The sequence below is a fragment of the Kitasatospora sp. NPDC058444 genome, assembly GCF_042721415.1.
GTDB lineage: Bacteria > Actinomycetota > Actinomycetes > Streptomycetales > Streptomycetaceae > Kitasatospora.
Genome location: NZ_JBHXLL010000019.1, coordinates 124,810 through 149,791 on the forward strand (window position 1 = coordinate 124,810; position 24,982 = coordinate 149,791).

Consider the following 24,982-nt stretch of genomic DNA (forward strand, 5'->3'; position numbering starts at 1 on the left):
GTCGTGGGGTCGGGGGGTCGACACCGATCCGGTGCATTCGAACGCTAGCTACTGGGCCGTAATGGCCGAATGAGTCATGGAGAAAAACATGCGGAATTTCCCTGCGGAAAACCGGCCGGATGCAGTGGACGACCTTCAGCTCGCGATGGAATCACTGGCCGCCTTCCCGTCCCGGAACGCCGGAAGCGGGGCGGATGTGACCGAGCGGCTCGCGGCCGTTCACGACCTGTGCCGCGCCGTCGACGCGGTGCTGGACAGCCTGGTCGTGCAGGCGGCGGCGGAGGCGGCCGAAGAGGGCTGGACCGCGGCCCGGATGGCGGCCGAACACTCCGGCTACTACGCCAGGTTGCAGCGTGCGCTGCTCCCCGCCGGCGCCGGGCTGACCCGGCAGTGAGCGCGGTGCAGCCGGGGGTGCACGTGCTGTCCTGCCCCACCCGGTGGAGCGACGTCGACGAGAACGGGCACATCAACAACGCCCGTCTGGTCGGCTACGTCCAGGAGGGGATTCACGATCTGTTCCGTCACCACGAGACCGCGGTGAGGGAGTCGCTGTTCTCCTCCGGGTTCATTATCGCGAGGCACGAGATCGACTACCTGGAACAGCTGCACCACCGGCCCGAACCGTTGTCGGTGCGGCTCACCGTGGAACGGATCGGGCGGAGTTCGGCGCAGGTCGAGGTGAATGTCTGCCGGGACCGGCTCACGTTTATGCGGGCGCGGACCGTGGTGGTCGCGCGGGACCGCGAATCCGGCCGCTCGCGGGCGCTGAGCCCGGCCGAGCGGATCTTTCTCTCGGCGTTTATGCCGGACGCGGCCCGCGCCCAGGCGGTGCTGGCGGCCACGACGGTGACCGCGGTGACCACGGTGACGGCCGTGACGACGGTGACGGCCCCGGCGGCCGTGGGTGCCGCCACGGCGGCTACGACGGCAGCGGTGGCCGCGTCGGCCCCGGCGCAGCGCGTACCGGCCGGTGCGGCCGCCGGCGCGCTGGTGCCGCCCCGGCGGCCGCGCAGGCGGTGCCACGCCTCGGCGCGGTGAACCCCCGCCGCGGGCCGGCGGCGTGATCGACCACGGCGTCGGTCCGCCCGGTCCCGCCGGTTCGCCCGCTCCGCCCGGTCCCGCCGGTTCGCCCGCTCCGCCCGGTCGGCCTGGTCCGCCCGCTCCGCCCGGTCGGCCTGGTCCGCCCGCTCCGCCTGCCCCGCCCGGTCCGGCCGCCTGGGCTCCCGGCTCCCCGGTGTTCCCGGCCTCCCGGTGTCCGCGCGGACCGTCCCGCGGGCCCGTGGCGGACGGCCGGTTCCGAAGGCGCCCGGGCGAGTTACGCTGAGCAGCACGGGCACCGGTACGTCTGACGGCGGTCACAGGCTGCGATTTCCCTCCTGCCCCGGGGCGAGCGGGCCGCCGCAGGCCCGGCCGGAGCCCGCCGACCGGAAGGAGGACGCGATGACCATCTCCTGGGAGGACTTCCTCGCCCGCGTCGTGGAGCGCGGCGAGTACCAGGGCGAAGCCGAGGCGGATCACGCCTCCAGGGTCGTCCTGGCCCTGCTCGGCGAGCACCTGGTGGGGTCCGAGCGGGCCGAACTCGCCGACGCGCTGCCCGCCGCCTACGCCTCGCTGCTGCGCGACGCCGGGCCCGCGTCCGAGCCGCTGAGCGCCGAACGCTTCGTGGAGGCCGTGGTGGGGTGGATCGACGGGGCGACCCCGGCGACGGCGCAGTGGGACATCGGTGCGGTGCTCAGCACCGTCGGAGACCTGGTCCCCGGGGAGCTGCTGGACCGGGTGATCGAGCAACTCCCGGACGGCTACGACCTGCTGTTCGGCCACCCGGCGTCGGCCTGAGTCCGTCCGGGTGCCGTCGGGCCTCCGCTACCCCGTGGTGGCCCGGAACAGCTCCGCGCCCGGGCCGGTCAGCTCGACCGGCCCGGCGCCCGGGCGCAGATAGGCCGACGCGCCCGCCGGAAGCGGGAGTTCGGTGCCGCCGGGTGCGCGCAGCCGGGCCCGCCCGCGGACGCAGAGCAGGATCTGCGGGGTGGGGAGGTCGACCCGGGCGGCCACCGCGCCGGGGCGCAGCCGGGAGAGCCTGAACTCCTCGGCAGGGGACGGGTATTCCTCCTCGACGCCGTCGCCGCGCGGGGCCGGCACGAGCACCTCGGGCTCGCCGGGGCGGAAGGACGTGACCGCCAGCAGGCCGTCCACGTCGACGTGCTTGGGGGTGAGCCCGCAGCGCAGTACGTTGTCCGAGTTGGCCATCAACTCCACGCCCACGCCCCGCAGGTAGGCGTGCGGAACCCCGGCGGCCAGGGACAGGGCCTGCCCGGCCGCGAGCCGGACATGGTTGAGCAGCAGTGCGGCGAGCAGTCCCCGGTCGCCGGGGTACTCCTCGGCGAGGCGGGCGTACGCGGCGCAGCTCGCGCCGTACGGTCCGCCGGCGGCCGCCGTGCGGCGCAGGGCCTCGGTGACGGCGGCGAGTCCGGCGGCGGAGGCGTTCAGCCCGGAGCGCAGCAGCTCGGGGAGGACGGCCTCGGCGGGCCGGGCGCGCAGGGCGGCGGCCCAGGGGGAGAGCACGCCGAGCGCGTCCAGCAGTCGGGCGGTGGCGGCGGCCGGCCGGAAGCCGCAGAGGGCCTCGAACTCGCCGAGCGCGCACAGGAGTTCCGGCTTGTGCCCGCGGTCCTTGAACACCCGCTCCGGCGCCTCCAGCGGGATGCCCCGGGCCTGCTCCGACGCGTACCCGGCCTCGGCCTGGGCGCGGGTCGGGTGGACCTGGAGGGAGAGCGCCCGGTCGGCGGCCAGCACCTTGAACAGGAACGGCAGCGCCGGTCCGAACCGCCGTACGGTGTCCGCTCCGAGCAGGCCGTCCGGGTCGGCCTCGATCAGTTCGTCCAGCGGCCGCGGGCCGACACCGAAACCGCCGCCGTTGCCGCCGCCGTTGCCGCCGCCGTTGCCGCCGCCGGTGCCACCGCCAGTGCCACCTCCGGTGTCGCCGCCGGACAGCAGGGACGGTGCCGACGGGTGGGCGCCCAGCCAGAGTTCGGCCTGCGGGCCACCGTCGGGTGCGGTGCCGGTGAGCGCGGGGATGGCGGTGGGCGAGCCCCACGCGTAGCGGCGGACGGGATTGCGCAGCAGCGCGAAGGGAGGCGGTTCGGTCGGCGGCATGCGAGCGGCTCCGGGAGGCTCAGCGGCAGAGCGCGGCCGCGCCGATCAGCCCGGCGTCGGTGCCGAGTTCGGCGCGGCGCACGTCCAGGCCGCGGACGTACGAGAGGGTGGCGTAGCGGTCCAGGTGGCGGGCGAGCGGGGCGAACAGCACGTCCCCGGCCTCGGCCACGCCGCCGCCGACGACGACCCGGGAGAGGTCCACCAGGGCGGCCGTGGCGGCGATCCCGGCGGCCAGCGCCTGGGCGGCGCGGTCGAAGGAGGCGAGCGCGACCGGGTCGCCCGCGGTGGCGGAGGCGGCGACGGCGCGGGCCGTGCGGTCGCCGTCCGCCGGGCGCCAGCCCTCGGCGAGCGCCCGCCGGGCGATCGCGGTGCCGCTGGCGAGGCCCTCCAGGCAGCCGCGCGAGCCGCACGGGCAGGGCTCGCCGTCCAGGTCGACGGTGATGTGGCCGAGGTGGCCGGCGTTCCCGCTGGGGCCGGGGCGCACCGCGCCGTCCAGCACCAGCCCGGCGCCGACGCCGGTCGACACCACCAGGCAGAGCGCGTTGTCGGCGCCCCGGGCCGCGCCCTGCCAGTGCTCGGCGGCGGCCATCGCCACACCGTCCCCGGCGAGCCGGACGGGCAGCGCGCGCGCCGCCACCGCCGGGTGGGCGGCGACCTCCGCGACCAGCGGGAAGCCGCGCCAGCCGGGGATGTTGACGGGGCTGACGGTGCCGTCGGCGAGGTCGACCGGTCCGGCGCTGCCGACCCCGACGGCCGTCACCGCGGCCCAGTCGGCCGTCCCGGCGAGCTGTTCCAGCACCCGGTGCACCACGGCGAGCACGGCCGCGCCCGGCTCGGCGGCCGGCGTGGGCAGCTGGAGCCGGTGCCGCAGCCGTCCGCCGGCGTCGACCAGCGCCCCGGCGATCTTGGTGCCGCCGATGTCGATGGCGGCGAACAGCGGGGTGACGGGCACAGTGGGCTCCAGGGCGGTCGAGGCGGGCGGCGCCCCGGCCGTGGGGCCGAGGCGCCGAACAGCGTAGAGGCTGGGCCGAGGCGCCGAACAGCGCGGAGGCTACGCCGCGGCCCGCAGGCGGAGGGTGACCAGCTCGAAGGGGCGCAGCGCGAGGCGCACCGCGCCGTCCTCGACCGCCACCTCGCCGCGGGTGCCGTCCCACGGCCGCTCCAGCAGGTCGCAGGGGACGGCGCCGGCCAGCGGGAAGGAGGTGGTCAGCCGGCCCCGGGCGCGGCCGCCGCCGGCCTCGTAGACCCGCACGACCAGGTCCCCGCTGCGGTCGTCGGCGAGCTTGACGGCGCTCACCACCAGGGCGTCGTCGTCCAGCTCCACCAGCGGCACGACCCGCTCGGCGCTGCCGGTGACCCGCCGCTCGGGCAGGCCGATCCGGTAGCCCTCGCGGACGGCGTCGCCGATCGCGGCGCCGGGCACCAGGGCGTGCCGGAAGCGGTGCAGGCCCTGGTCGGTCTTCGGGTCGGGGAAGCGCGGGGCGCGCAGCAGGGAGAAGCGGACCGTGGTGGTGGTGCCGCCGTCGGTGTCGCGGACGGTCCGGGTGACGTCGTGGCCGTAGGTGGAGGCGGTGACCATGGCGATGCCCCAGCCGGGCTCGTCGAAGTGGACGAAGCGGTGGTTGCAGGCCTCGAACTTGGCGGCGTCCCAGCTGGTGTTGGTGTGGGTGGGCCGGTGGAGGTGGCCGAACTGGGTCTCGGCGGCGTAGCGCTCGGTGTGGATGTCCAGCGGGAACGCGGCCTTGAGGAACTTCTCGGTCTCGTGCCAGTCCACCTCGGTGTCGATGTCCAGGCGCTGCTCGCCGGCCGGCAGGGTGAGGGTCTGGACGACGGTGGAGGAGCCGAAGGAGCGGGTGATCCGTACCGAGGCCGCGGCGGCGGACGAGGCGGCGGTGAGCGAGTCCACGCCGGTCAGGTCGGTGACGGTGTTGCGGTAGAACTGGTCCACGTCCCAGGCGTCCCACATGTTGGGGAAGTCGGGGTGCAGCTGGAGCAGGTTGGCCCGGGCGCCGGGGGCGACGGTCTCCCGGCCGGTCGCGATCTCGACCGCCGAGGCGATCAGGCCGTCCGCGTCCACGACGACCTCCAGCAGGCCGTTGCGCAGCGTGAAGCCGCCCTCGGGGCGCTCGGCGGCCTCGCAGGCGCCGCCCGGGAGGGCGACGGCGGCGGCCCCGCCGGCCGGCACCGCGGAACGCGCGTGCGGTGCCGCGTTGAACACCAGCTCGCGCCCGCCGTCGGCCGCCCCGGCCAGTGCCTGCTGGGCCGCGCCGATCAGCCCCTCCAGCTCGCCGGCCAGCGCCGCGTACGTGGCCTCGGCCTCGCGGTGCACCCAGGCGATGGACGAGCCGGGCAGGATGTCGTGGAACTGGTGCAGCAGCACGGTCTTCCAGATCCGGTCCAGCTGCTCGTACGGGTACTCCGCGCCGGTGCGCAACGCGGCGGTGGAGCACCAGAGTTCGGCCTCGCGCAGCAGGTTCTCGCTGCGCCGGTTGCCCTGCTTGGTCTTCGCCTGGCTGGTCAGGGTGGCGCGGTGCAGTTCCAGGTAGAGCTCGCCGACCCAGACCGGCGGGTTCGGGTACTCGGCCTCGGCCTTGGCGAAGAACGCGGCGGGGTCCTCCCAGCGGACGGTGGCCGAGCCCTCCAGGTCCTTCATCCGGGCGGCCTTGGCGACCATCTCGCGCGTGGTGCCGCCGCCGCCGTCGCCCCAGCCGGTCGGGGCGAGCGAGTGCCGGGCGACGCCCTTGTCCTTGAAGTTCCGTGCCGCGTGGGCGATCTCGCTGCCCTTCATGGAGCAGTTGTAGGTGTCCACGGGCGGGAAGTGGGTGAAGATCCGGGTCCCGTCGATGCCCTCCCAGAGGAAGGTGTGGTGCGGGAACCGGTTCACCTGGCTCCACGAGATCTTCTGCGTGAGCAGCCACTTGGAGCCCGCGTTGCGGATGATCTGCGGCAGGCCGCCGGTGAAGCCGAAGGTGTCCGGCAGCCAGGCCTCGTGGTTCTCCACCCCGAACTCGTCCAGGAAGAACCGCTTGCCGTGGACGAACTGCCGGGCCATCGCCTCCGAGCTCGGCATGTTGGTGTCGGACTCCACCCACATGCCGCCGGCCGGGACGAACCGGCCCTCGGCGACGGCCTTGCGGACCCGGGCGTAGACCTCGGGGCGGTGCTCCTTGATCCAGGCGAACTGCTGGGCCTGGGACATGGTGTAGCGGAAGTCGGGCTCGTCCTCCAGCAGCGCGGTCATGTTGGCGGTGGTGCGGGCCACCTTGCGGACGGTCTCGCGCAGCGGCCAGAGCCAGGCCGAGTCGATGTGCGCGTGGCCGATCGCGCTGATCCGGTGCGCGGAGGGCACGGCGGGCGGGGCCAGCACCCCTTCGAGCTGCGAACGGGCGGCCGCCGCCGTGCCGTTGACGTCCTGGAGGTCGACGGCGTCGAGCGCCCGCTCGACCGCGCGCAGGATCTCCCAGCGGCGGGGGCCCTCCACCGGCAGCTCGGCCATCAGCTCGCCGAGCACCTCGAGGTCCATCACCAGCTGCCAGACCGTCTCGTCGAAGACGGCCAGGTCCATCCGGGCCAGCTTGTACTGCGGCTGGTCGCCGGCCGTCTCCCGGTCGCCCAACTCGGTGGGCAGGAAGGGGTGGTAGTCCAGGATGACCGGGTTGGAGGCGGCCTCGACGTGCAGCAGGACCTGCTCGCCGCCGGCCGCCGGCGCGGCGATCCGCACCCACTGGTTCTGCGGGTTGAGGCCCTTCACCGGGGAGCCGTCCGGGCGGTAGACCAGGCCCTCGCACTGGAAGCCGGGCATGTTGGCGTCGAAGCCGAGGTCGATCAGCGCCTCGACGGTGCGCCCGGCCCAGGCCTCGGGGACGGTACCGGTCACGGTGATCCAGCTGGTGCCCCAGGGCGCGCCCCAGGCGTCGCCCACCGCGATCGGCGTGCGGGGGGCGGCCAGGCCCTCGGCGACCGGGACGGGCTCGCCGGGCGCTGTCCAGATGCCGACCTCCAGCGGGACGGACTCGGGGTACACGGCGGGGCGGATGCGCTCGTCCAGGACGCGCTTGAGGCGGGACTCGACCAGGGTGCGGTCATCGTGCATGTCAGCGGGCTCCGTTGCGTGGCTGAGGGGAACGGACGGGCTAGGTGTTCTTTCCTGTGAGGTCGGGGACGCGGCTGGCGGACCCTAGAGAGAACGTACGTCGGAGGGGTGGACCACCTCGGTGATGCCGCGCGCGGCGAGGTGGGCGCGGTCCTCGGCGCGCTCGGCGAGGACCGCGGTCGGGCGGGCGCCCGCCTCGGCGAGGCGCATGAACGCCTCGTACGCTGACCCGCCGGGGCCGCAGACCGAGCGGCGGGGCGCGGTGACCTCGTCGCCGGTGGCGACCACCACGGCGGTGCCGCGCGGCTTCGGCGGCCGCCAGGACCGGCGGGCCTCGGCGGCGGCCTCGGCGAGCCGGGCGCCGGCCGGCTTGACCTTCCCTTCGGTGGTCAACAGGCCGAGGCCGTACTCCAGTTCGGGGAAGTCGGCGAGCGAGCGGTCCACGTCGTGCGAGCACCACCAGGTGACGCCCCACAGGTCCGGGCAGTCCAGCACGGCCGCCACGGTGGCACCGGTGAAGCGCGCCGCGTCCTCGGCCGTGATGTGCGGGGCGGGTGCGCCGACCTCCTGGAGCCAGACCGGGCGGGCCGGGTCGTCCGCCCAGGCCTTGGACAGCTCGACCAGGTACGCGGCGTGCTGGGCGGTGGCGGTGGAGTGCGCGCCGTAGCGCTGGGCGGTGCCGTTGAACACCCAGCTGTGCACGGCGGTGGCGGCGCCGATCCGGGCCGAGTGCCAGGGCGTGAACGGGTGGTCGTCCAGGTACCAGGCCGCGTCGTACGAGGCGTGCAGGTGCAGCCGGCCGGGGGCGCCCTGCTCGCAGGCGTCGAGCATCCGGCGCAGCCAGGCCTCCGCCTCGGCGGGGGTGGCCCGGTCCGGGTCGGGGTGCGGGGCGCCGGAGAACTGGTTGATCTCGTTGCCGAGCGTCATCCCGAGGAAGTTGGGCCGCTCGCGCAGCGCCCCGGCGAGGGTGCGCAGGTAGGCGGCCTGGCCGTCGAGCACCTCGGGGTCGGTGAAGAGGTTGCGCCGGTGCCAGGTCCGCGTCCAGGACGGCAGGAAGTCGAAGCTGGACAGGTGGCCCTGCAGCCCGTCCACCGCGACGTCCAGTCCGCGCTCGCCGGCCGCGTCCACCAGGGCCGTCAGCTGCTCGACGGCGCGCGGGCGGATCAGGGTGCGGTTGGGCTGGAAGACCGGCCAGAGCGGGAAGACCCGGACGTGGTCCAGGCCGAGGGCGGCGATGGAGTCGAGGTCGGCGCGCACGGCGTCGAGGTCGAAGTCGAGCCAGTGGTGGAACCAGCCGGCGCTGGGGGTGTAGTTGACGCCGAAACGGGGAGTGGTGGCCATCGGATCGATTCCTCAACGGGTGTGGGGCGTAGGTGCGGTGGGCCATGTCCCTTGGGGCGGGCTATCCCTTGACGGCTCCCTCCTCGACGCCCTTGAAGAAGAAGCGCTGGCAGACGCCGAACACCACGACGATCGGCAGGAAGGCGATCATGGTGCCGGCCGCGATCAGCCGGGGGTTGGCGGAGAAGGTGCCGTTGAGGTACTGGAGGCCGACGGTGAGGGTGTACTTCTGCGGGTCGTTGAGCACGATCAGCGGCCAGAGGAAGTCGTCCCACGCGCCGATGAAGGTGAAGATCACGATCACGCTGAGCATCCCGCGCACGTTCGGCAGGCCGATGTGCCACAGCCGCTGCCAGACGCCGGCGCCGTCCACCAGCGCGGCCTGGTCGAGCTCGACCGGGACGGCGGCGAAGGCGGTGCGCATCAGCAGCACGTTGAGCATCGCGATCGAGCCGGGCAGCGCCACCCCGGCCAGGCTGTCGGCCAGGCCGAGGCCGCGCACCAGCACGTACTGGGAGACGATGGTGACCTCGCCGGGCAGGATCAGGGTGGCGAGGAACAGGCCGAGGACGAGCTTCGCCCCGCGGAAGCGCAGCCGGGCGAGCGCGTAGCCGGCCAGCGTGCAGCCGACCACGTTGCCGGTGATGCAGACCACGGCGACGATCACCGAGTTGAGCGCGTAGGTCCACACCGGGACGACCTCGGCGACCTTGCCGTAGTTGCCCAGGGTGGGCTGGTCGGGCAGGAAGCTCGGGGTGCGGGTGTAGACGTCCTCGGCGGGGCCCTTGAGGGAGGTGGACAGCTGCCACAGGAAGGGGCCGACGACCAGCAGCAGGACCAGCACCAGCAGCAGGTAGCGGGCGGCGACCTGGGCGGTGGAGGGGGTGTTGAAGCCCCTGGCGGGCCTGGCGGGCCTGGCGGGCCTGGCGGTCTTGGTGGGCCTGGTGGGCCTTTCGGGCCTGGTGGGCCGGGGCGTTCCCGGGGTGTCGGTGGGCTCGGTGCGGACGGTGGTCACGGGCTCAGGCCGCCTTCCGGTTCAGCCGCATCAGGAACAGCATCGGGCCGAGGGTGACGACGAACAGCAGCAGGCTGAGCGCCGAGGCGTAGCCCAGGTGGCCGTTGAAGCCGCGGCTGTACATCTGGATCAGCATCACCACCGACATGTCCCGTCCGCCGGGGCCGCCCAGGCCGTTGGAGAGCACGTACAGCTCGGAGAAGACGCGCAGTGAGCTCACCGAGATCAGCGCCGAGATCAGGATCATGGTCGGGCGGACCCCGGGCAGGGTGACGTGCCGGAACCGGTGCAGCGGGCCGGCGCCGTCCACGGCCGCCGCCTCGTGCAGTTCGCGCGGGACGTTGGCGAGGGCGGACAGGTAGATGACCATGTAGTAGCCGAGGCCCTTCCAGACGGTCAGGGCGATGGCGCTGAACAGCAGCAGCCAGCGGTCGGTCAGGAAGGGCACCGGCGAGTCGGCCAGTCCGGTCTGCCGCAGCAGGCCGTTGGCCAGGCCCCGCTCGTCCAGCACCCAGCCCCAGATCAGTGCCACCACGACGGCGGAGGCGATCACCGGGGTGTAGAAGGCGGTGCGGAAGAACGTGATGCCGGGGAGCTTGCGCTGCACCAGCAGGGCGAGCAGCAGGGGCAGGACGGTCAGCAGGGGCAGGCAGAGCAGCATGAACACGATGCTGTTGAGCAGGGCGTCGGCGAGCTGTTCGTCGTCCAGCAGCCGGCCGTAGTTCTCCAGCCCGGTGAACCGCCCGCCGCCCAGGGGCTTGGCGTTGGTGAAGGACAGGATCACGGTGTTGACGGCCGGCCAGAGGTTGAAGACGGCCAGCCAGACGATCGCGGGCCCGGCGAGCAGCCAGGGGGTGAACCAACGCCGGTGGGTCATGCCGATGCCTTCCTGGGCCTGGGGTGGGATCAGCCCTTGAGCAGCTTGTCGCACTGCTCGACGGCGGTGTCCAGTGCCTGCTTGGAGCTGGTCTCGCCGCTGATGGCCAGCGCGAACTGCTGCTTGATGACGGTGCCCATCGCGTCGTCCACCTCGACCGGCTGGATCAGCTCGGCCTTGGCGAGCGAGGTGAAGGCGATCACCTTGGCGTCGCCCGCGTTGGTGCCGTCGCTCCGGCTGAAGAAGGGGTCGTTCGCGGAGGCCTTGGTGGACGGGAAGACGCTGGTCAGGTGGGCGAAGGCGGCCTGGTTCTCGGGGCTGGTCACCCAGCGGGCGAGGGCCACGGCGGCGGCCGGGTTCCTGGTGTTCTTCGGGATGGACAGGCCCTGGACGTACAGCGGCGGGGTGGCCATCGCGGGGGAGGGGACGACCTTCGGGGCGAGGGTCGGGTTGTCGGTGGCGAGGCTGGTGATGAAGTTGCCGCCGCCGGTGGTCCAGGCCGCGGTGCCGGAGCTGAAGAGCTTGGAGTTGCCGGCGTAGGTGTCGGTGAGCACCCCGTTCGGCATCAGGCCCTCCTTGAAGGCGTCGCGGTACTTGTCGAGCAGCGCGGCGGCCTCGGGGGTGTTGAAGGTGAAGGACTTCCCGTCGTCGGACATGATCTTCACGCCGATGTTGTAGAGGTCGCCGATGCCGGGCTTCCGGCTCATCAGATAGCTCTGGCCGCCGGACTTCTCCTTCATCGTCCGGGCCTGGGCGATCAGTTCGTCCAGGTCGGCCGGTGGCTTCCGCGGGTCCAGTCCGTATTTGGTGAGGAGCTCCGAACTCCAGTAGTTCACATCGGTGTTGAGGTACCACGGGTAGCCGAAGGTGCCCTGGTGGCCGTTGAAGCGGTAGGCGTCCACGCTGCCGGGGACGTACTCCTCGGCGAGCCTGGGGTCGGCCTTGGCGACGTCCAGCAGGACGTCCTTCTTCGCCAGCGGGAAGGCGAAGTCCGGCGGGAGGTTGACCACGTCCGGCAGGCTGCCGGCGGCGGCCTGGCTGAGCACCTTGTCGGAGTATCCCTCGCCGGGCTGGTCGAGCCACTCGACCTCGACGCCGGGGTACTTCTTCCGGAAGCCGTCGATCACGCCCTGCATGTAGTCGGTGAACTTCGGCTTGAGCGCCCAGGTCTGGAGCGAGACCTTGCCCTTGACCTCGCCGGTGGCGGCCGCACTCGCCACCGTGTCGCTGTCCTTGCTGTCGCCGGAGCCGAGTCCGCAGCCGGTGAGGGCGGCGGTGGCGAGCGCGGTCGTGGTCAGTGCCGCCCAGATTCTGCGCATGAGGGTCTCCCGGTCCTGGGGTGGGTGGGGGATCGTGCTGAGCTCGGGGGTGGTCGGTGTCGGATCCCGGGGGGTTGTGCGGGATTCCGTAACCTGACTAACTAAACCGGTCTAGCTATGCCAGGGACTATGCTCCCGCCTAAACTTGGATGTCAAGAGAAGGAGTCGGGTTTCGTGGGCAGACCGACGATCGCCGACATCGCCCGCCAGGCCGGTGTCTCCAAGGGCGCGGTGTCCTTCGCGCTCAACGGCCGCCCGGGCGTCAGCGAGGCGACCAGGACCCGGATCCTGCGCATCGCCGAGGAGATGAACTGGCGCCCGCACAGCGCCGCGCGCGCCCTCGGCGGAGCCCGGGCCGACGCCGTCGGCCTGGTGATCGCCCGGCCGGCCCGCACCATCGGTGTCGAGCCGTTCTTCAGCCAACTGCTCTCCGGGCTCCAGGCGGTGCTCTCGGCCGGCTCGGTCGCGCTGCACCTGATGGTGGTCGAGGACACCGCCGCCGAGATCGAGGTCTACCGGGGCTGGGCCTCCGAGCACCGGGTGGACGGCTTCATCGTGGTCGACCTCCAGGTCAAGGACCCGCGGCTGCCGGTCCTCGACGAACTCGGGCTGCCCGCCGTCGTGCTGGGCGGGCCCGGCAAGGGCGGCAAGCAGATGCGGATCTGGGCCGACGACCGGGAGGCGATGCTCTCGATCGTCGACTACCTGGCCGCCATCGGGCACCGCCGGATCGCCCACCTCGCCGGACTGCCGCACTTCCAGCACACCCAGCGGCGGATCCGCGCGCTGCGCGACGCCTCGCGCCGGCTCGGGCTGGAGGAGGCGGTGTCGGTGCCCACCGACTTCAGCGACGCCGAGGGCGCGGCCGCCACCCGGACCCTGCTGTCCCGGGCCAGGCGGCCCACCGCGATCGTCTACGACAGCGACGTGATGGCCGTCGCCGGGCTCGGCGTGGCGGGGGAGATGGGCGTCGCGGTGCCCGGCGAGCTGTCCATCGTCTCCTTCGACGACTCGGTGCTCGCCCGGATCGTCCACCCGCCGCTGACCGCGCTCAGCCGGGACACCTTCGCGCTCGGCGAGCAGGTCGCTCGCAGCCTGCTGGCGGCGCTGGACGAGGCCGGGCCGGGGCGGGACCTCCAGATGCCCACGCCGCGGCTGACCGTGCGGGAGTCCACCTCGCCGCCGGGGGCGGCGCCGGGTGGGGCCGTCGGCGGTTCGCCCTCCGGTTCTGCCACCGGTTCGCCCGCCGGCGCGCCCTCCGGTTCTGCCACCGGTTCCGTCGCGGGGTCCGTCACCGCGTCCGTCGCCGGTTCGCCCGCCGGGGTGGATGCTGCGCGCATCGTTGACAGCGGTTCTGAACCGGTTTAGCCTCGCAGCGCCGAGCGGGCTCCGCTCGGCGCGCTCCGTCCGGCCCCCGCTGCCCGACCCGCTGCCCGAACCGCCGCCCGACCCGCTCCCCGCCGCGTCCGTACGCCGAGGAAGCCCGGCCGCGGTGCGCCACCCCACCCGCTCCAGCACCGGCACGCCCGCATGCAGCCGGGCCCCCGTCCACGACGGCGGGCCCGCCCCACCCTCCTCCGCTCGATCGGAGCCACCGCATGTCACGACGCCTCCCCCTGCTGCTCAGCGCCGCACTCGCGACGGCCGCGCTGTCCGCCGCCCCGGCGGCCCGGGCCGACCCGACACCCGCCGCCGCGCCCGCCGTCACCGGCACCGCACGTGCCGCTGCCACCGCCGGCACTCAGCCCTTCGCCTCGTACTGGTACCCCAGCGGCATCCTGAACTGGGACCCGGCCACCGACCCGGACGCGCGCTTCAACCGCTCCCGCGTCCCGCTCCAGCCGCGCACGAGCGACCCGGCGCTGCGGGCCAACGCCAACGCCCGTACCGGCGAGGGGAAGATCGCCTCACTGGTCTCCTTCGGCCCCACCTCCAACAACCCCTCGCAGGGCTCCGCCGACCCGAACTACTACGCCTTCGGCTACTGGCAGTACGTGGACAAGCTGGTGTTCTGGGGCGGCTCGGCCGGCGAGGGCCTGATCCTCGCCCCCAACCCGACCGTGATCGACGCCGCCCACCGCAACGGCGTCAAGGTGTACGGCACGGTCTTCTTCCCACCCGGCGCGTACGGCGGCCAGCTCCAGTGGGTGCGCGACTTCGTCCAGAAGTCCGGCAGCCGCTACCCCGTCGCCGACAAGCTCGTCCAGGCCGCGCAGTACTACGGCTTCGACGGCTGGTTCATCAACCAGGAGACCGGCGGCGGCGATTCGGCGCTCGCCGGCGAACTGCGCAACCTGATGCAGTACACCAAGGCGCAGGGCGGCACCGAGTTCATGTGGTACGACGCGATGACCACCTCCGGCGCGGTCAACTGGCAGAACGCCCTCACCTCGGCCAACTCGCCCTTCCTCCAAGAGGGTTCGAAACGCACCGCGGACTCGATGTTCCTGAACTTCAACTGGTCGGCGAGCGGGCTGAACTCCTCCCGGACACTCGCCCGGCAGCTCGGCCGCAGCGAGTACGAGCTCTACTCCGGCATCGACACCGAGGCCAACGGCTACGACACCGGCGTGAACTGGTCCGCCCTCTTCCCGTCCGGGCAGCCGCACACCACCTCGCTCGGCCTCTACCGCCCGGAGTGGACCTGGAAGTCCGCTACCGACCGCGCCGACTTCTACGCCAAGGACGCCCGCTACTGGGTCGGAGCCGCCGCCGACCCGTCCCGGATCGACCTCTCGGCGAGCTGGCCCGGCCTGGCCGGCTACGTGGCCGAGTCCTCGCCGATCACCGCCAAGCCCTTCGTCACCAACTTCGACACCGGGCAGGGCGACTTCTACAACGTGGCCGGCACCCGGGCCGCCACCGGCGGCTGGAACAACCTCTCGCTCCAGGACGTCCCGCCCACCTACCGCTGGGTGGTCGAGTCGAGCGGCAGCCGGCTCACCCCGTCCGTCGACTTCACCGACGCCTACCAGGGCGGCTCCTCGCTGCGGCTGAGCGGCAAGCTCGACGCCGCCAACACCGTCCGGCTGTACCAGACCAGGCTGCCGGTCGCCGCGAACACCAGGCTGGACCTGGTCGTCAGGACCCCGGCCGCCGGGCCCACCAGGCTCAAGGCCGCCGTCTCCTTCACCGACGCGCCGAGCAGCTTCACCACCGTCGACGTCGGCGCCAACTCCGGTACCGGCTGGGAGCGGCACACCCTCGACCTCTCCCCGTACGCGGGCCGCACCGTCGCCCAGATCGCCCTGCGGGTCGAGGGCAGCGACCCGGCCTACGACCTCCGGATCGGCCAAGTCGCCCTCTACGACGGCTCGGTGGAGACCCCGGCGGCTCCGGCCGGCCTTACCGTGCTCGGCGCGAGCGACGTGACCGCCGGGTCCAGTCAGTCCCTGCGGCTGTCCTGGACGGCGGCGCCCGGCGGCAACGTGCACCACTACGAGGTGTACCGGCGCAACGCGGACGGCAGCCGCACCTTCCTCGGTGCCACGCCCAACGACGCGTACTTCGTCGGGCGGCTCGACCGGGCGGGCGGCGAGACCGCCACCACGGTCGACGTCGAGGCGGTGTCCACCACCTACGGGCGCTCGGCCGCCGCCTCCACCACGGTGAGCTGGAACGGCACCCCGCCCACCGCCACCAACCTGGCGTTGAACCGCCCGGCCACCGCCTCCGGCCAGTGCAACGCCAACGAGGGCCCGGCCAAGGCCGTCAACGGCAGCACCGGCGGCGGGACCAGCGACAAGTGGTGCACCCTGACCTCCGCCAAGTGGCTGGAGGTGGACCTCGGATCGGCGAAGCAGCTGTCCTCCTTCGTGGTGAAGCACGCCTCGGCGGGCGGTGAGAGCAGCTCCTACAACACGCGCGACTTCACCATCCAGGCTCGGTCGGGCGCCAACGACCCCTGGACGACCGTCGCCGACGTCAAGGGCAACACCGTCGGCACCACCACCCACCCGGTGAACACCACGGCCCGCTACGTCCGCCTGGTGGTCACCACACCCACCCAGAGCACCGACCCGGCCGCCCGCGTCTACGAGTTCGAGGCCTGGGGCGCTTAGCCCCCCGTGGAAAGGAGGCCCCCGTGCCGGTCACCATCACCTCCGTCGAGAGCACGGACCTGTTCGTCGGCCCCGAGGACGCCCCGCGCCAGGTGCTGCGGGTGCGGCTGGAGGGCCCGGCCGCCCGGATCACCGTCAGCGGCCCGGGAGTTCGCGGCGAAGCGACCGGCACGGGACCGGTCGAGGTCCCGCTGGAGATCGGCGGGGCCTCGCCCGGCGACCGACTGCCCGTCACCGTCACCGCCACGGCTGTGGCCACGGCTGCGGCCGCAGCCTCGGCCTCGGACGGCGGCGCGGAGGCGAGCGGGGAGATGAGCGTGGAGACGAGCGTGGAGGCGCTCGTCGAGGTCGCCGAGCCCGGCTGGACGATGTTCCTGGTCTCGCACTTCCACTACGACCCGGTCTGGTGGAACACCCAGGCCGCCTACACCTCCCCCTGGGAACTGCTCTCCGCCGACGCCACCACCCGCCCCCGCTGGGAGCGCAACGGGTTCGCCCTCGTCGACGCGCACCTGGACCTCGCCCTGCGGGACCCGGTCTACAGGTTCGTGCTCGCCGAAGTCGACTACCTGAAGCCGTACTTCGACCAGCACCCGGAGCGCCGCGCCACGCTGCGGCTGCTGCTGGAACGCGGTCAGGTCGAACTCGTCGGCGGCACCTACAACGAGCCGAACACCAACCTGACCGGCGCCGAGACCACCATCCGCAACATCGTCCTCGGCATCGGCTACCAGCGCGACATCCTCGGCGGCGACCCCCGAACCGCCTGGCAGCTCGACGTGTTCGGCCACGACCCGCAGTTCCCCGGCCACCTCGCCGCGGCCGGCCTCACCGGCAGCGCCTGGGCCCGCGGCCCCTTCCACCAGTGGGGCCCGATCCAGAAGAACTTCCGCGAGGCCAAGGACGACGCCCGGGTGATGCAGTTCCCGAGCGAGTTCGAGTGGATCGCCCCCGGCGGCGAGGGCGTGCTCACCCACTACATGCCGCACCACTACTCGGCCGGTTGGTGGATGGACTCGTCCCCGGACCTCGCCACCGCCGAACAGGCCGTCTACGAGCTGTACCGGAAGCTCAAGCCGGTGGGGGCGACGAAGAACCTGCTGCTGCCGGTCGGGACGGACCACACCCCGCCGAACAAGTGGGTCACCGCGATCCACCGCTCCTGGGCCGCCAGGTACCTCTGGCCCCGCTTCGTGTGCGCCACCCCGCGCGACTTCCTCGACGCCGTCCGGGCCGAGCTGGCGGCCACCGGCCGGCGACCCAGCCCGCAGACCCGGGACATGAACCCGGTGTACACCGGCAAGGACGTCTCGTACATCGACACCAAGCAGGCCCAACGGGCGGGCGAGGTCGCGGCGGTGGACGCGGAGAAGCTCGCCACGCTCGCCTCCGTCCACGGCCTCGGTCGCTACCCGGCCGCCGCACTGGACAAGGTCTGGCGCCAACTCGCCTACGGCGCGCACCACGACGCGATCACCGGCTCCGAGTCCGACCAGGTGTACCTGGACCTGCTCGGCGGCTGGCGGGAGGCGTACGACCTGGCGTCCGGCGTGCGGGACGCGGCGCTGGACGCGCTCTGCGCGCGCATCTCCACGGTGGGCGCGGGCCGGGCCGTCGTGGTCACCAACACGCTCTCCTTCGACCGGACCGACCTGGTCGCCGTCGAACTCCCTTCCGGCGCACGATCCGTGCGGGTTCTGGACGACCGGGGTGAGGCCGTGCCCAGCGCCGTCGACCGGGGCGTGCTGCGCTTCCTGGCCGCGGGCGTTCCGGCGCTCGGCTGGCGCACCTGGCGGCTGGTGGAGGGGGAGGCGGACCGGCCGTGGACGGCCGAGCCCGGCACGACGATCGGGAACGGCCGCTACCGGGTCACCGCCGATCCGTCGCGCGGCGGCGGCCTGTCCTCGGTGTGGGACCTGCTGCACGAACGGGAGTTGATCCAGGACGGCCGGATCGGCAACGAGCTGCGGGTGTACGAGGAGTACCCGCAGCACCCCGACTTCGGCGAGGGCCCCTGGCACCTGGTGCCCAGCGGGCCGGTGGTCGGCTCCGGGGATGCCGTCGCCTCGGATGTCGCCGCTCCTGGTGCCGCCGCTTCGGTCCGCCGGGAGACCGGCCCGCTCGGCGAGCGCCTGGTGATCGAGGGCACGGTCGACTCCCTCCGGTACGAGCAGACCGTCACGCTCTGGCGCGGCCTCGACCGGGTGGACTGCCGCACCCGCGTGGTGGACTACTCCGGCGCCGACCGACTGCTGCGGCTGCGCTTCCCGGTGGACGTCCCGGGCGGCCTGCCGGTCAGCGAGGTCGCGGGCGCGGTCGTCGGACGCGGCTTCGCGATGCCGGACGTGGACTCGGCGGAGGCGCCCTGGACCCTGGACAATCCGGCCAACACCTGGTTCGGCCTCGGCGCCACGGCGCGGGCCGAACTGGCCGACCCGGCAGGGGCGGTGATCGGCTCGCGGGCCCTCGGCGTGGCGGAGGTCGTCGTCCCGACGCTGGACGACGCCGCCGACGCCCGCCCGCTGGTGGTCGCGCTGGCGCGGGTCGGGGTCACGGCCACCACCTCGGGAGCGGACTGGGCGCGGTACGGGTGGCTGGACGTGGACTCCAACCTGCCGGACTTCCGCATCGTGGTCGGCTCGCCCGAAGTCAACCCGGTGGCAAAGGAGTTGATAGCGCAGACGGGGGAGGAGTACGCGGCCGTCCTGAAGGCGCACGGCGCGGTGTGGGTGCCCGCCCTGACGCCCCTCGCCGAGGCCTGGCAACCCAGCGCCGATCTGCGCGACCTGCGGGCACTGCCGGCGCTCGTCGTCTCCGATGCGGCGGCACTGGTCGACGACCTGGCCGACGCCCGGATCACCGCCGTCTGCCCGTCGGCCGTCACGGACCAACTGGCCGACCACACCGTGGCGTTGCTCAGCTTCGGCCTGCCCGGCTTCGCCGTCGACACCACCGGCGCGCTGCACCTGTCGCTGATGCGCTCCTGCACCGGCTGGCCGTCCGGAGTCTGGATCGACCCGCCCCGCCGCACCCTGCCCGACGGCACCCCTTTCCAACTCCAGCACTGGACACATGAGTTCAACTACGCGCTGGTCGGAGGGGACGGAGACTGGCGGGACCAGACCCTCCCCGCCCAAGGCCAGGAGTTCAACCACCCGCTCCACGCCCGGATCGCCCCGGCCCAGGAGGGGCCGCTGCCGGCCACCCTGTCCTGGCTGCGGGTCGAACCGCAGCGCGAGGTCCTGCTCGGCGCGCTCAAGCCGGCCGGCAACCCGATCGCGCACGGCTCGACGGCGCCGGTCGGGAGCGAACTGACCGTCCGGCTCGTCGAGTCGACCGGCCTCGGGCGGACGGCGGAACTCGGCGGCGCGCTCGGTCTCGGGGAGGTGCGGGCCGCCGACCTGCTGGAACGCCCGCGCCCTTCCGACGGCCCCGCCCTCGACCTCGCCGGCTCGCGGATCGCCACCCTGCTCGCGACCCCCGCCGTCACCGCGCCCGCGGGTGAAGCCTCCCTCGGCCCGACCGCGGAGGCCGCCCAACCCGTCCACGCCCGCTACTGGTTGCACAACCGGGGGCCGGCACCGCTCGGCTACCTGCCGGTCTCCGTCGGCGCCTCGCCCGGGCTCCTGCGAACGGCGGGCGACGCGGTGACGCTCTCGGTAGCCCTCTCCTCGCAGCTGCGGGACGCGGCGGTCGAGGGCACGGCCGTGGTACTGCCGCCCGAGGGTTGGGCGAGCAGCGTCGGCAGCCGCCCGTACCGGCTCGCACCCGATGGCCACCTGCGCTTCCCGGTCACCCTCACCCCGCCGGCCGGGGCCGAGGCGGGGCTGTACTTCGCAGCCGTCCGGATCGAGCACGACGGGCAGCAGATCGAGGACGTGGTGACCATCGCCGTCGGCGACCTCCCCGAGCTGCTGCCCGTACCCGGCGACACCCCGGAGGACTGGACGATCGCCCAGGGCACCAAGGCCACGAGCGGACGGGACACCGGCCTGGACGTCGCGGTCTCCACCGAGGCCCTGTACCTCACCGCCGGCGGCCGTGCCACGCTCAGCCTCACCCTCACCAACCGCACACGCGGCGAGATCCGGGGCGAGCTCCAGCTCGTCTCCCCGTGGGGCACCTGGGAGGCGATCGCCGACCCCGTCCGCGGCTTCGCCGTTCCGGCCGGCACCTCCACGACCGTCGACTTCGCCGTCACCGCGCCCGAAGCAACCGACCCGGGCTCGTACTGGGCCCTGGCGAAGGTCATGTGGTTCGGGCGCTGCCAGTACGCCCCGACCGTCGCCCTGGTGGTGGAGGCATGACCCTCGGCCTGCTCGACGGACGTCCCCTGCCACGCACCGCCCTCGACCACCGTCTCGCGGCCCTCCGGAACGGCCCGCGCGCCTCCGCGCTGCCACAGCCCGGAAGTTCGGAGGACCGCCAGCTCGCCCGGTGGGCGGCCCAGGTGCTGCTGACCGAAGCCCTCTGCGAGGCAGTGGCGGCCGAGCGCAGCCTACCCGTCGGTTCCTCGACCCCAGCCCGCCTCGACCAGCAAGCCGCCGTCGAACTCGGCTCCGTCACGGCGGCCGCCTACGAGGGCAGCGCAGCCGTCCGAGCCGTCTACGACGCCGTAACGGCCGCCATCGAGCCCTCACCCGCCGACGTGGCCCACTACCGCACCATGACCACCCGCCCACCGGTGGAGCACTGGCATGTCGTCCTCCCCGACGGCGAGTTGGAGGCCGACCCCACCACCCTCCCGACCGCCCTCGCCGAAGCCCTTTGCACGGCCCCACCCGGCGAGTGGGTCACCGCCGGCCCCTGGACAGCCGCCCTGCTCGCTGTGACCAAGCCCCCGGAGCCTCCCGACCCCACCCCGTCCCTGCGGGACGCCGCCCGCCGCGCCGCCTTCGTCCGCTGGCTGGATCACGAACGCGCCCGACGCCTCACCCTGGTCGAGGGCCTGGAACACCCCGGCGACCCCGCCCAACCCGACAACCACCACCGCCACTGAGGTCCCCCGGGCGCGGCAGGCGCACCAGGCCGCCCCTTGTTGCGGACCCTGCCCGATGGCGTCTTCATGGGTGATGCGGGGGATTCGTGGAGCTGGTCGACCCGGCTCCCACTGTTCGTCACCAAGCCCGCGAAGACCCAGACAAGAGAGCCGTGACCATGCCTCTTCCCATGTTTCCGGCACAGATCATGCTGCACACCGACCAGCAGAACGGTCAGTTCCTCTTCGTCTCGAACGACACGCAGGGGGACGACAAGGTGGTCGAAGCCCACCCCTACCCCGGCGAATTCAGGAACAGGTTCGAGGCCCAAGCCGGCGGTAGCGGGAACGTCCGTCTCTACAATCCCGCGACCGGCTGCTACCTGTTCGTCTCCGAGGACGACCGGGGCGGAGACAAGGTCGTCGAAGCACACCCCGTATCGCGATGAGGCCCGTAACAGCTTCATGGTCCTCGAACCCGATCCCGGGGTGTTCGTCTTCCTCAACCCCAGCACCAACCGATTCGTGTTCATCTCGAATGACAGGGAAGGCGATGACTTCGTGATGGAGGCCCACCCCGACAACGAGCTCCGCAACCGCTTCACGGCGATACCGGTGGCCTGAGATCCTTCGACCTCGCCGACGCTGATGCGAGGACTTGCCCCGCGCCCGCCGCGCCCGCCGCGCCCGCCTCGCGCGCGGCGGGCAAAGCAGGTCTGCGCCATGGCAAGGCTGTTCAGCGAAGGGGACGGACCATGACAGAGTAGAGCGGGGCGTCCTCGAACGGACGGTGCTCGCCGACCTTCTCGTGGCGTCAGACGCTGTACCGCTCGTGGGGGATGCCCGCCGCCCAGACGGCCTCGAAGGCGGCGGAGCAGAGCCGCACCGCCGCCTGGTCCTCCGTGAAGGCGTGTCCCGCCCAGTCGCCGTCGCCCGTGAACCAGTGGAAGAGCACCAGTCGGCGGTCGATCAGCCAGAAGTCGTTGCCCGGGAGGGCGATGGCCGATGCCCGGCTGCGGGGCAGCCAGCGGACCTGTTCGCCGGCCGCGAGGTTCACCGGGGTGACGGCGTGCTCGTAGCGGATGTACTCGGTCACGGGCTCCGAGACGATCCGGGCGCGGCGCATGACGACACCCCGGGATATCGCGTCCTCCACCAGCGGGATCCACGTGGGCCAGAACGACATGCTCGGGTCGTTGTCCACTTCGCCGGTCCTCCTGAACCGCTCGAAGGGCTCGACCTCGTCGCCGACCGAGTAGCTGTCGCGCATCTCCAGGTGTACGGCGGAGCGCGTGGCGCCCCTCAGCAGTTCGGCGAAGTCCGGTGCGCTCTGCGTCATCGCAAGCCTCCGTCAAGATCGGGTGGTCCTCAGCGGGATGCGGACCACATTCTCCCCCTTGCGAGGAGGCGGCCGGCGGGGAGGTCCGCCACCGGGTAACGCGCGCCGCACCGGGGGTACTTGAGACACCGGGGTCGGGATCGGTCGCAGCGGGACTTCGTCCGGTGGGTGAGCCGGGTGCGGCCGACAGGGGGCGCCGGGTTGTCGGCGCCGAGGGCCCCGGCCGGCACGCCCACCGGCGGCGTGGACAGGTCGAGCGTGCCTCGCGGGCCTGGTCGATGGCCTACGGCCTCCGGGTACGTTTCATGACGATGCGTCAGATGATCGCTGTCCGAAGGGAACCCTCTCCTCCGTCGACAGCACTCGGCGCAGGACGGTGATCAACTCTCCATCTCCGGTGGGTGGTTTCGGAGTCCGCCAGGCGATGTGGCCGTCCGGGCGGACGAGGGCGGCACCGGTGGTCGGGAGGCCGGTGGCCTTGGCCCAGAGGGGAGTTGGGAGCGGGTGCACGGTGACGGGCAGGCCCGCCGCCGTGGCGTCGGCCGCCTGCCGCGGCCAGGCCGCGTCGCCGGAGGCGGTGAACAGGGTGAAGCCGGGCCCGACCAGGTCCAGGGTGGACGCGGCCCCGGGCGGGCCGGGGAGTCGTAGGTGGGGGAGGCGGGTGCCGGGTGCGCCGGCGGGGTGTTCGAGGTCGGGGGCCAGGGGTGGGAGCGCGGGGTCGGAGGGGTCGGTGACGACCGCCGTCGAGCGGTAGGCCGCGGTGAGCAGCAGCTCGTCGTCGATCCGGTATCCGGCGCGGGCACGGGAGTTGGCGAGCGAGATGTCGATGACCTGACGGGCGACCGGGCGGCGCTCGGCCTCGTAGGTGTCCAGCAGCGCCTCGCCGGCCGTACCCGCGGTGACCGCCGCGAGCTTCCAGGCGAGGTTGTCCGCGTCGCCGATGCCGGTGTTCATGCCGTGCCCGCCGGTCGGCGGCACCACGTGGGCGGCGTCGCCCGCGAGCAGCACCCGCGCGTGGCGGTAGGTCTCGGCGAGGCGGGCGTCCATCCGCCAGGTCATGGTGTCGCGGACGGTGACGGCCAGCTCGGGCAGCCCGGCGGCCTCGCGGACGAGTCGGCCGAGTGCCTGGTGGTCGGCCGACAGGGCCTCGGTGTCGGTGTGTTCGGGGTCGTACGGGTACTGGTAGATCCACTGCCGGTCGTTGTCGACGGCCAGGAAGCCGCCACGGCCCGGCCCGGTGAGGAAGTACGACGCGCTGGCGCGGTCGGCCACGACCTCGCCGAGCGGTGCCTCGAAGCGGATGCTGAGGAAGTGGCCGAGGCCGGTCGGTCCCGCCATGGCGATCCCGGCCGCCTCGCGCACGGTGCTCGACGCGCCGTCGCAGCCGATCAGCCGGTCGGCGCGCACGGTGTGCCGTTCGCCGGTCGTCCGGTCCTCCAGCAGGGCGTGCACGGCGTCGTCGTCCTGGGTGAGGGAGAGCAGCCGGGTGGCGAACCGGACGCCGTCCGGGGCGAGTCGGCGGGCCCGCCGCAGCAGGACGGCCTCCAGCGCGTCCTGCGAGCAGATCAGTCCGGGCGAGGGGGTGTGCTCGGTGCCCTCCGGCCCGTCGGCCGCCACGCCGGTGCGGACGAAGTCCGGGTCGACCAGGCTGCGGCCCCGGTAGAAGAACACCTGCGAGGCCGGGAGTCCGGCCCGCCGGACCTCCTCCTCCAGGCCGCACCGCCGGAACACCTCCATCGAACGCGCCGACACCCCACGGGCCTTGGGGTGGCGCGAGGTGCCCGGGTGCGCCTCGACGAGCAGGTGCGGGACGCCGTGGCCGGACAGCTGGACGGACAGGGTCAGACCGACCGGGCCGCCGCCGACGATGAGCACGGACGTGGTCTCCGGGAATCGCATGCCACACTCCTGCATCACGTTGTAACGCCTACTGGATCATTTTGAAGTTACCATGGTTCGGACGGCACCCTCCGACCTTTCGAGGCGACCCCCATGCCCCAGCCCCAGGACCCCGCCCGGCACGCCGACGGCGGCAACCCCCGCGGTCTCCACTTCCTCACCGACCTAGCCAACACCGTCCGCGAGGACCCCACCGTGGGTGCCGCCGAACTCCAGGCCCTCCTGGACCGCCACGGCGGCCCGCCCTTCCGGCTCACCGAAGCCGACGCCCGCGAACTGCGCGAGGCCGCCGCCGAGGTGATCGCCGTCCTCGAGGCGGACGACCCGGACCGGGCGGCCGAACTGATCAACGCCCTGCTCGACCGCCACCCGGCCCGCCCCCGACTGGTCCGCCTCCCCGGCCGGCCCTGGTCCCTCCACACCCGCGCCCCCGCCGACGCCGGCCTCACCCACTGGCTGCTCTCCACCGCCGCCCTCGCCCTCGGCCTGTGGCTCAGCGAACGCGGCCGCTGCGCCTGGGGCTGCTGCGCCGCCCCGGGCTGCGAGCGCTTCTTCATCGACACCGGCCGCCGCACCCCGCAGCGCTACTGCACCCCGCGCTGCGCCACCCGTGTCCGGGTCGCCGCCCACCGCGCGCAGAAGGGGGACCGGGCCTGAGGTCGGGTCGGCAGCCGCGCCCCGGTGACCCGACCGCCGAACTCCGGGCCGGAGGTCGCGCACGTGCACGACCGGCCGAGGCCACCCCCGTGGTGCGGGGCGTACCCCTTGGGTCGCCCGGGCCGCCCCGGCACCCCAGGGGCACTGTGCCGCCGCCAGGTCCCAACTCCCCGATTGACGAAGGTCGTTCGACTACGTCACGCTCGACGAACCGCCGGGCGGGCGGTCGGACGTGCCGCGCGTGTCGTGTGCC

The 24,982-nt window shown here is 73.3% G+C and carries 19 protein-coding genes; 10 read left to right on the plus strand and 9 right to left on the minus strand.

The window, feature by feature from the left end; translation table 11 throughout:
- Positions 1-76 precede the first annotated feature (76 nt).
- The 3 genes from ACFWP2_RS21235 to ACFWP2_RS21245 all read left to right on the plus strand — a co-directional run bounded on the left by ACFWP2_RS21235 (position 77) and on the right by ACFWP2_RS21245 (position 1,836).
- Positions 77-394 (plus strand): hypothetical protein, encoded by a 318-nt coding sequence (locus ACFWP2_RS21235; RefSeq protein ID WP_380453570.1) that lies wholly within the window; start codon positions 77-79, stop codon positions 392-394.
- A complete protein-coding gene (locus tag ACFWP2_RS21240; protein WP_380453572.1) occupies positions 391-1,038 on the plus strand; it encodes an acyl-CoA thioesterase in 648 nt (215 codons plus the stop codon). The genes ACFWP2_RS21235 and ACFWP2_RS21240 overlap by 4 nt, the downstream gene beginning before the upstream one ends.
- A gap of 402 nt (positions 1,039-1,440) precedes the next feature.
- Positions 1,441-1,836, plus strand: a complete 396-nt coding sequence (locus tag ACFWP2_RS21245) for a DUF2267 domain-containing protein (RefSeq protein WP_380453574.1) — start codon at positions 1,441-1,443, stop codon at positions 1,834-1,836.
- Between the two features lie 27 nt (positions 1,837-1,863).
- Here ACFWP2_RS21245 and manA read toward each other — a convergent pair whose 3' ends face one another.
- From manA to ACFWP2_RS21280, 7 genes are all read right to left on the minus strand, one after another.
- Positions 1,864-3,150, minus strand: a complete 1,287-nt coding sequence (manA, locus tag ACFWP2_RS21250; RefSeq protein ID WP_380453577.1) for a mannose-6-phosphate isomerase, class I — start codon at positions 3,148-3,150, stop codon at positions 1,864-1,866.
- Between the two features lie 19 nt (positions 3,151-3,169).
- Positions 3,170-4,102 carry an ROK family protein gene (locus tag ACFWP2_RS21255; RefSeq protein WP_380453580.1) on the minus strand — a complete coding sequence of 311 codons (933 nt, stop codon included), beginning with the start codon at positions 4,100-4,102 and terminating at the stop codon, positions 3,170-3,172.
- Between the two features lie 99 nt (positions 4,103-4,201).
- Positions 4,202-7,243 carry an alpha-mannosidase gene (locus ACFWP2_RS21260; protein ID WP_380453583.1) on the minus strand — a complete coding sequence of 1,014 codons (3,042 nt, stop codon included), beginning with the start codon at positions 7,241-7,243 and terminating at the stop codon, positions 4,202-4,204.
- An 84-nt stretch (positions 7,244-7,327) separates the two neighbouring features.
- Positions 7,328-8,584 carry a glycosyl hydrolase gene (locus tag ACFWP2_RS21265; protein ID WP_380453586.1) on the minus strand — a complete coding sequence of 419 codons (1,257 nt, stop codon included), beginning with the start codon at positions 8,582-8,584 and terminating at the stop codon, positions 7,328-7,330.
- A gap of 61 nt (positions 8,585-8,645) precedes the next feature.
- Complete coding sequence (locus tag ACFWP2_RS21270; protein ID WP_380453588.1) at positions 8,646-9,599, minus strand: carbohydrate ABC transporter permease; 954 nt, start codon at positions 9,597-9,599, stop codon at positions 8,646-8,648.
- A gap of 4 nt (positions 9,600-9,603) precedes the next feature.
- The gene (locus ACFWP2_RS21275; protein WP_380453590.1) at positions 9,604-10,476 is read right to left on the minus strand and encodes a carbohydrate ABC transporter permease; all 873 of its coding nucleotides are present in this window, start codon (positions 10,474-10,476) and stop codon (positions 9,604-9,606) included.
- 29 nt (positions 10,477-10,505) lie between these two features.
- Positions 10,506-11,795 carry an ABC transporter substrate-binding protein gene (locus ACFWP2_RS21280; RefSeq protein WP_380453592.1) on the minus strand — a complete coding sequence of 430 codons (1,290 nt, stop codon included), beginning with the start codon at positions 11,793-11,795 and terminating at the stop codon, positions 10,506-10,508.
- Between the two features lie 174 nt (positions 11,796-11,969).
- Between ACFWP2_RS21280 and ACFWP2_RS21285 the strand changes: the two genes are divergently transcribed.
- The 6 genes from ACFWP2_RS21285 (at position 11,970) to ACFWP2_RS21310 (ending at position 21,458) form a co-directional block, all read left to right on the plus strand.
- On the plus strand, positions 11,970-13,163 hold the full coding sequence (locus tag ACFWP2_RS21285; protein ID WP_380453594.1) for a LacI family DNA-binding transcriptional regulator: 1,194 nt from the start codon (positions 11,970-11,972) through the stop codon (positions 13,161-13,163).
- Positions 13,164-13,393: 230 nt separating this feature from the next.
- The gene (locus ACFWP2_RS21290; RefSeq protein WP_380453596.1) at positions 13,394-15,856 is read left to right on the plus strand and encodes a discoidin domain-containing protein; all 2,463 of its coding nucleotides are present in this window, start codon (positions 13,394-13,396) and stop codon (positions 15,854-15,856) included.
- A gap of 23 nt (positions 15,857-15,879) precedes the next feature.
- The gene (locus ACFWP2_RS21295) at positions 15,880-20,163 is read left to right on the plus strand and encodes an NEW3 domain-containing protein (protein ID WP_380453598.1); all 4,284 of its coding nucleotides are present in this window, start codon (positions 15,880-15,882) and stop codon (positions 20,161-20,163) included.
- Positions 20,160-20,855, plus strand: coding sequence for a hypothetical protein (locus tag ACFWP2_RS21300; RefSeq protein ID WP_380453601.1), 696 nt, complete (start codon positions 20,160-20,162; stop codon positions 20,853-20,855). Before ACFWP2_RS21295 ends, ACFWP2_RS21300 begins: the two co-directional genes overlap by 4 nt.
- An 86-nt stretch (positions 20,856-20,941) precedes the next feature.
- Positions 20,942-21,283: a hypothetical protein gene (locus ACFWP2_RS21305; RefSeq protein WP_380453604.1), complete on the plus strand. Its 342-nt coding sequence runs from the start codon at positions 20,942-20,944 to the stop codon at positions 21,281-21,283.
- A 16-nt stretch (positions 21,284-21,299) separates the two neighbouring features.
- Complete coding sequence (locus tag ACFWP2_RS21310; RefSeq protein ID WP_380453606.1) at positions 21,300-21,458, plus strand: hypothetical protein; 159 nt, start codon at positions 21,300-21,302, stop codon at positions 21,456-21,458.
- A gap of 190 nt (positions 21,459-21,648) precedes the next feature.
- Here ACFWP2_RS21310 and ACFWP2_RS21315 read toward each other — a convergent pair whose 3' ends face one another.
- Positions 21,649-22,173: a DUF6879 family protein gene (locus ACFWP2_RS21315; protein WP_380453608.1), complete on the minus strand. Its 525-nt coding sequence runs from the start codon at positions 22,171-22,173 to the stop codon at positions 21,649-21,651.
- A 303-nt stretch (positions 22,174-22,476) separates the two neighbouring features.
- On the minus strand, positions 22,477-24,072 hold the full coding sequence (locus tag ACFWP2_RS21320; RefSeq protein ID WP_380453610.1) for an FAD-dependent monooxygenase: 1,596 nt from the start codon (positions 24,070-24,072) through the stop codon (positions 22,477-22,479).
- A gap of 93 nt (positions 24,073-24,165) precedes the next feature.
- Here ACFWP2_RS21320 and ACFWP2_RS21325 point away from each other — a divergent pair, with 93 nt between their 5' ends.
- Positions 24,166-24,729, plus strand: coding sequence for a CGNR zinc finger domain-containing protein (locus ACFWP2_RS21325; RefSeq protein ID WP_380453612.1), 564 nt, complete (start codon positions 24,166-24,168; stop codon positions 24,727-24,729).
- Positions 24,730-24,982 lie beyond the last annotated feature (253 nt).